This window comes from Leptolyngbya sp. FACHB-711, from assembly GCF_014695615.1.
In the GTDB taxonomy this organism is placed as follows: Bacteria; Cyanobacteriota; Cyanobacteriia; order Elainellales; family Elainellaceae; genus Leptolyngbya_A.
In genome coordinates, this window is sequence record NZ_JACJOR010000160.1 from 1 (window position 1) to 6,892 (window position 6,892).

The following is a 6,892-nucleotide window of genomic DNA, read 5'->3' on the forward strand; positions in this document are numbered from 1 at the left end:
AGTATCTCAGAAAGCAACAGTCTGCGGATAATCGGGTCAAAATATGGCCGATCGTGAAGGAAAGCCTCCAGGGACCTGCCCTATCGGCAATGTTGCTCGGCATTGCTCTTGGCATATTAGCCCAGCCGGAAAGTGTCTATAAAAGCTTCTACGATCCCGCCTTTCGCGGCTTGCTTTCGATCTTGATGCTGGTCATGGGTATGGAGGCTTGGTCAAGGCTTGGCGAACTGCGTAAGGTGGCCCAGTGGTACGTCGTGTATAGCGTGGTAGCACCGTTTGTGCATGGGCTTATCGCCTTCGGTCTCGGCATGATTGCCCACTACGTCGCAGGATTCAGCCTGGGCGGTGTCGTGGTTCTGGCTGTTATCGCCTCCTCCAGTTCAGACATTTCAGGTCCGCCCACGTTGCGAGCCGGTATCCCGTCGGCCAATCCCTCCGCCTACATCGGGGCCTCCACAGCCATCGGTACGCCCGTTGCGATCGGCTTGTGTATACCGCTCTTCCTCGGACTCGCCCAGGCGATAGGCGGCCGCTAATCCCGACGGGTCGCGGTCTGTCGGTGCTTCCTTGACCCGGCAGACCGAGTAGATCAATATACAAGATCAAGATACATAGGTACGGAGGTAATCAACATGGCAAAGCCAGCCAAAAAGCTTGTCATCGTCACGGAAAAGATTCTGCTGAAAAAGATCGCCAATATCATCGATGAATGCGGGGCGACTGGTTATACGGTGGTGGAAACTGGCGGTAAAGGCAGTCGCAACGTGCGCTCGTCAGGACAACCCAACGTTTCTGACACCACGGCGAATATAAAATTCGAGGTGCTCACCCCGGATCGGGATATGGCCGAGAATATTGCGGATAAGGTCGCAGTGAATTTTTTCCTCGATTTTGCGGGCATGATCTATATCTGTGACGCGGAGGTACTGTACGGGCACAGCTTCTGTGGACCAGACGGCTGTTGAATCGAGACGACGCAGACCTAAATGGCCGGGTCATGCCCCGGCTTTTTGTTGATCGTTATTCAAAACGTTAGTCGATTTAGATGATGCCCAAGCGGAGGAGCTGATTGTGATTCAAGATAATCTCAACACCTATTCGCCCGCGTCGCTCATTGACGACTAGGCTTGTCTCGATCCAGGCAACCGCATCCAAAGCATGACCGTCCTTGATCGGTTGCTTTTTTCATACCCTTCCGCAGTTTTATGACTCCCTTTAACCTTTAACCTTCATCGCTTTAAACTCATGATTTTGTCCAACATTCTGCCTCCTTTCAGTGGGGGGATAGCCGCTCTCATGGCTCCGATACTATTCCTGGCGACCGTTGTTGCTGAGGATTCACCCATTATTCTGTCTGGCGTATCGCTGACGCTGGTGGTGATTTATCTGGCCAGCAAGTTCGGCGCAGAGATTGCTAGGCGATTGGGTTTTCCGCCCGTCCTGGGGGAACTGGTCGCTGGTGTAATTGTTGGTGTTTCGGCGTTGCACCTAGTGAACTTTCCCGAAGGGGGGCTGTCTGCTTCTGACTCGGTGATTATGACGGCGCTGCAAGAATTGAATCAAATGGCACCGGATGCGCTGACCCGGATCTTTGAGTCGCAAAGTGAAGCGATTTCGGTTCTGCTGAAATCGGCGTGATTATTGGTTGTGTCGCAAAAACTGGTGGGTGGTAAGGTAAATAGGACTAAACCTCCTCCTCCGATGTCTACTGCTTCTCTGTTGAAGTGGCGGCACTTCTTGCCCAAAATCATCCTGCTGAACGTGCGGTGGTACTGCCGTTACTCCCTCAGCTACCGCGATTTGGAGGAGATGATGCAGGAGCGCGGCATGGGAGTGGATCACTCGACCATCAACCGTTGGGTGTTGAGGTACGCACCAGAGCTAGACAAACGGATTCGACGACACCTGAAACCGACGAACGACTTATGGCGCGTGGACGAAACTTATATCAAAGTTAGGGGAGTGTGGAAGTATCTATATCGCGCTGTGGATTCCCAGGGTAATACGCTGGACTTTATGCTCAGTGCCAAGCGAGATGGCAAGGCAGCGGCAAGATTCTTGCACAAAGTACTCAAGGGTCAGCACACTCAAGCTCCACGGGAGATAACAGTGGACAAGAATACGGCTTACCCAGCGGCAATGGAAACGCTCAAAGCAGATGAAACGATTGAAAAAGAGACCGAATTAAGGCAGAGCAAATATTTGAATCATGGGGTTGAGCAGGATCATCGATCGATCAAGCGCATCGTGAAGCCGATGATGGGATTTAAGACGTTCAACGCAGCAAGATGAACGTTGAGCGGGATTGAAGCGATGAATATAATTCGGAAAGGACAAGTAAAAGAAGTCAAACAAGGGGACAATGTGTCTCAAGTGAAGTTTATCGAAGCGATCTTTGGAATTGCTGCTTAAGGGAACGCAAACGATACAGATTGTTTGTCCTTAAAAAGTTTTTGCGACACAACCATCACAGAGGTATCACACATGGTCTGGATTGCACCTAATGTGCTTTCAATTTGGACAAATTTGGTATCAACCGGATTCTCCTGGATGAATCCTTATTCTCCGACATTAGCAATGGCATCGCCTGAAAATGCGTCCATCGTTTTATCGGGGGTGCTGCTGAGTCTGGTGATTATTTACTTCGCTAGTAAGCTGGGTGGTGAAATTTCAAAAGCGTTAGATTTTCCGCCTGTGCTAGGCGAATTGATTGGCGGTGTGCTGGTCGGAGCTTCAGCATTTCATTTGCTGGTGTTTCCAGAGAGTGGCGCACAGGCAACCGATTCTTTGCTAATGCCGATTCTGCAATGGGTTGGGGGCTTAACACCTCAAGCCGTCATCGAAGTGTTTGAGTCACAAAGCGAGATTATTTCGCTTCTAGCAGAGCTTGGCGTAATCATTCTGCTGTTCGAAATTGGCTTGGAGTCCGATCTGCGCGAGTTGCAGAAGGTGGGCTATCAAGCGGCGATCGTTGCTTGCGTGGGAGTAGCGGTTCCCTTTGCCGCAGGTACGGTAGGGCTGATGCTGCTGTTTCATGTCGCTGCAATTCCTGCGATTTTTGCCGGAGCAGCGTTGACGGCAACCAGTATTGGTATTACTTCAAAAGTGTTATCGGAATTGGGGCGACTCAAGGCGCGGGAAGGACAGATTATTGTCGGTGCGGCAGTCATTGATGATGTGCTAGGCATTATTGTGCTGGCGGTGGTTGCCAGTCTTGCTAAGACGGGTGAAGTCGATGTGATGAACGTGGTTTATCTCATCATCAGCGCGACGGGTTTCCTGCTGGGTGCAATCCTGTTGGGCAAGTTCTTTAATCAGGCATTTGTGACGATCGTAGACAAACTCCAGACACGCGGCAAACTGGTAATTCCGGCCCTGATCTTTGCGTTCCTGATGGCGTTTCTGGCAAACGCAATTCATCTGGAAGCAATTTTGGGTGCATTTGCAGCGGGGTTAGTTCTGGATGAAACCGATCGCCGGAAGGAACTTGATCAGCAAATCATTCCGATCGCCGATATCCTGGTTCCCGTTTTCTTTGTGACGGTGGGCGCAAAAGCAGATTTGGGCGTACTGAACCCGGCTGTTGCCGCAAACCGGGAAGGCTTGGTGATTGCGGCATTTCTGATTGTCGTAGCAATTATCGGCAAGGTTGTGACCGGCTGGGCGGTGTTTGGTCAACCTGGCATTAACCGTCTGGCGATCGGCGTGGGCATGATTCCGCGTGGTGAAGTCGGTCTAGTGTTTGCCGGGATTGGTTCTGCCAGTGGCGTGTTGAGTAAACCGCTAGAGGCAGCGATTATTACAATGGTAATTTTAACCACATTCCTTGCGCCACCCTTCCTACGCCTGGCGTTTGGGCAGTCTTCAGATTCTGATGAATCCGAACTGTTGATTGAGACAGGGACGATGAAGCGTGAACCTCAAACATTACCATAAAGGTAAATAGGTAACTAAAAGTCCCCCTTTTTCAGGGGGATTTAAACGAAGATTGACCAGTGCCAGTTTAGATCAGCCACTATGAACCCCTGGCAGCAATTCACTCAATCCGTTCGATCGGCCGTCAGCGATGACGGATTCTTGAGTCTGCTGAAAAAGGTAGAAACATGGGTTGCGAAGATTCTCTCGATCGCCATGACAGGCGTGATTTTCGCTTCAGTAACCGAACTCTTTATTTTTCTCCTTCGAGAAGTCTGGTTTAATAATAAACTTGCAAATCCAGATGAGTTCTTTACAGTAACGCTGCTCTCGATGTTTGGCTTATTTCTCAATATCCTGATCGCATTGGAGCTGTTAGAAAACATCACTGCCTACTTGAGAAAGCACGTGGTTCAACTGGAACTGGTGATTGTCACATCGCTCACAGCCGTTGCCCGTAAAATCATCATTTTTGACTTTAACAAAACAGGTGGACTGGAGCTAATGGCTCTGGCTCTGGCAATTTTTGCTTTGTCAATCAGCTATTGGATTGTGCGGCGCAATCGTGAACGTCAAGTTTAACAAAATCAATCTACGGATAATGGAGCCTGCATGGGTTTAGCAGTGGATTCAGTAGACTGGGCGGATGGATAGCGATTAATGTCAACACAGCCAACTGTCACGATCGCGCCAAATGCCAAACCAACTAGCACGCTCCAGCCATGAGAAGGATCAAGGGTGTAAAGCAAGCGGCGATTCTTGCCATAAATATGAATTGCTCACCCCTCGTTCACATTATGGGAATGCGGCAAATTCTGATCTAGCTTCTTCATGATAACCTTCCTCACTCAAGACATGAATGTAGCGCATCAACAAGCAAACGCAATGCGTCTTTTGTGAACTGTATTGAGAAAAGGGAGCAACCGCAATATTGGAAGTATTTAGGTTTTCTTTGGAACTAATAGAATTTTCTTAGTTCTCCTGAAATTCAGACTGCCCATAGTACGGCTTCCATAATCAAACCCTGTCTCTGAAGTCATCAGATCAGTCATCAAATTAATCATCAGATTATGCATCGATAGCATTAAGACTCGCGTAAGAGCCAGAATCAAAGTATAATGATATTGCTATTCAGTCTCAGTCAATCATTGAATTAAGTCTATGCTTTCCGCAAAACATTAAGCAGGAACGCAAGAACAATTTGAGGCGATCGCGCTCCCAGATCAATCCTAGCCTGCGCCATCGCTCACAGTTTTCGCCATCTCTTAGGGTATCCATTCAACGCTGTTAGGGGAAGGGACTGTGCTAGAAGCCTGCGTATTTGGAACAATATTGTGCGGATTCTTCGGTATTATCCTGAAGAAAAGCCTGGTGCTGAAGATTATTTCAATGGATGTTATGAGTACGGGGGTTATTGCCTACTATGTACTCGTTGCATCCCGCGATGGTTTATTTACACCGATTCTTTCAGATATTTCAACAGAAAAATACGCTGATCCTGTCCCTCAAGCAGTTATCTTAACAGCGATCGTCATTGGCTTTTCAATTCAAGCACTCATGCTGGTCGGCGTGATGAAGCTGGCGCAGGATAACCCAACGTTAGAAACAAGCGAGATTGAGCAAAATAACACACTATGAGTAGCCTCACGCTCGTCTGGATTAGCCTGCCGTTTTTCATCGGGTTTATCAGTTATCTGCTTCCCAAACTGGCTCGCTATTTATCACTAGGAGTGGCGATCGCTTCGGTCGGCTATGCCTTGCTGCTCTTTACCCAACCGCCGCTGCCACTGCAATTACTGGATCACTTTGGCGTTACTTTGCTGCTTGATTCGCTGAGTGGTTTCTTTATTCTAACGAATGCGGTCGTGACAGCCGCCGTTATTCTCTATTGTTGGGGCAGTGATAAAACAGCCTTCTTTTATATGCAGACCATCATCCTGCATGGCAGCGTCAATTCGGCGTTCGCCTGTATGGATTTCATCAGTTTATATGTGGCGTTAGAGGTCATTAGTATTGCCGCGTTTCTGTTAATTGCTTATCCCCGCACGGATCGATCGATTTGGGTTGGGCTGCGATATTTGTTTACCAGCAACGTTGCCATGCTGTTTTATCTGGTAGGCGCAGTTCTGGTTTATCAAGCGAGCCATTCCTTTGCATTTACCGGATTGCGAGAAGCACCACCAGAAGCACTTGCTCTCATTTTTCTAGGACTTCTCGTTAAAGGCGGAATTTTTGTATCGGGGCTGTGGCTACCGTTGACTCACTCTGAATCAGAAACGCCTGTATCAGCAATGCTGTCCGGTGTGGTCGTTAAGGCAGGGGTTCTGCCGCTCGTACGCTGCGCTTTACTAATCGAGGAAATTGATCCTTTGATTCGCATTTTTGGTGTAGGAACCGCTTTGATGGGTGTTGGCTATGCTGTTTTTGAGAAAGACACCAAGCGGATGCTGGCGTTTCATACCGTTTCCCAACTGGGTTTTATTCTGGCTGCACCCGAGGTCGGCGGCTTTTATGCGCTAACGCATGGTTTAGTAAAGTCGGCACTTTTTCTGATTGCAGGCGTTTTGCCCAGCCGTAACCTCAAGGAGCTGCAACATAAGCCCCTCACTACACCAATTTGGCTTGTTTTAGTGATAGCAAGTTTCTCGATTTCAGGGTTTCCTCTGCTATCGGGGTTTGGGGCGAAGGTTTTGACGATGAAAAGCCTGTTGCCCTGGCAGGTCATTGGGATGAATGTGGCAGCTCTAGGAACAGCAATTTCCTTCGCCAAGTTTATCTTTCTACCTCATCAGAACCAAGCGGAAGCGAAAAAGAACCAGCCAGGATTCTGGACAGCGATCGTCTTGCTGATTGGGGGACTAATTCTGGCAAATCTAGTGTATTACGAGGCATATAGTCTTGCGAATATTGTCAAACCCCTGATTACAATCGCTCTAGGCTGGTTAGCGTATTTTCTAATCTTTCGACAAACCGTTCG

8 protein-coding genes and 1 pseudogene are annotated in these 6,892 nt (G+C 48.7%); 8 read left to right on the forward strand and 1 reads right to left on the reverse strand.

The annotated features are described in order from the left end of the window. From H6F80_RS05550 to H6F80_RS05575, 6 genes and pseudogenes are all read left to right on the forward strand, one after another. A partial coding sequence (locus H6F80_RS05550) for a sodium-dependent bicarbonate transport family permease (protein ID WP_190790606.1) occupies positions 1-536 on the forward strand: 536 nt, incomplete at its 5' end. A gap of 96 nt (positions 537-632) precedes the next feature. After that, positions 633-965: a P-II family nitrogen regulator gene (locus H6F80_RS05555; RefSeq protein ID WP_190790607.1), complete on the forward strand. Its 333-nt coding sequence runs from the start codon at positions 633-635 to the stop codon at positions 963-965. Positions 966-1,296: 331 nt separating this feature from the next. After that, positions 1,297-1,638: a hypothetical protein gene (locus tag H6F80_RS05560; RefSeq protein WP_242067182.1), complete on the forward strand. Its 342-nt coding sequence runs from the start codon at positions 1,297-1,299 to the stop codon at positions 1,636-1,638. Positions 1,639-1,701: 63 nt separating this feature from the next. Further along, a pseudogene (locus H6F80_RS05565) lies at positions 1,702-2,412 on the forward strand (IS6 family transposase). A gap of 138 nt (positions 2,413-2,550) precedes the next feature. Then, complete coding sequence (locus H6F80_RS05570; RefSeq protein ID WP_242067183.1) at positions 2,551-3,936, forward strand: cation:proton antiporter; 1,386 nt, start codon at positions 2,551-2,553, stop codon at positions 3,934-3,936. 81 nt (positions 3,937-4,017) lie between these two features. Beyond that, on the forward strand, positions 4,018-4,497 hold the full coding sequence (locus H6F80_RS05575; protein WP_190790609.1) for a phosphate-starvation-inducible PsiE family protein: 480 nt from the start codon (positions 4,018-4,020) through the stop codon (positions 4,495-4,497). A gap of 5 nt (positions 4,498-4,502) precedes the next feature. Here the strand turns inward: H6F80_RS05575 and H6F80_RS05580 are convergent, their stop codons facing one another. Beyond that, entirely contained in the window at positions 4,503-4,664 is a 162-nt protein-coding gene (locus H6F80_RS05580) for a hypothetical protein (protein ID WP_190790610.1), read from the reverse strand. Positions 4,665-5,217: 553 nt separating this feature from the next. Between H6F80_RS05580 and H6F80_RS05585 the strand changes: the two genes are divergently transcribed. Beyond that, a complete protein-coding gene (locus H6F80_RS05585; protein WP_190790611.1) occupies positions 5,218-5,553 on the forward strand; it encodes an NADH-quinone oxidoreductase subunit K in 336 nt (111 codons plus the stop codon). After that, on the forward strand, positions 5,550-6,892 hold a 1,343-nt coding region (locus H6F80_RS05590), incomplete at its 3' end, for a cation:proton antiporter (protein ID WP_190790612.1). The genes H6F80_RS05585 and H6F80_RS05590, both read left to right, overlap by 4 nt.